This window comes from Pedobacter sp. GQ55, assembly GCF_059758925.1.
The window spans coordinates 1-276 of the sequence record NZ_JCAXEI010000040.1; the positions used below are offsets into that span (position 1 = coordinate 1).

Below are 276 nucleotides of genomic sequence, written 5' to 3' on the forward strand. Positions count from 1 at the left end.
TTAAATGGCACCCTAAAACTTCGTGCCAGCCATATCCAACTGGATCAGGGTAAAATCTTTTTGCTGGCCGCCATTGAGATTGAAAAGGAGCAACATCGTTTGGATACTTCTGTCATTGCTGAAGCATCCTTATCTATTGAACACCCCGTTACCGTTAAAATTGGCAGCCATGAACATACTATTGGTAATAAGGAAGAGTTTTTACACCGGAGACTAGCCATACAGGCGGCGATCTACCGGGTAAAGAAGGCGGTTACTTTTAATCGGGGTGGTCAC

At 44.6% G+C, this 276-nt stretch carries 1 pseudogene; it reads left to right on the forward strand.

The annotated features are described in order from the left end of the window. Positions 1–276: pseudogene (locus AC6CH7_RS26535) on the forward strand (hypothetical protein); the annotation flags it as partial.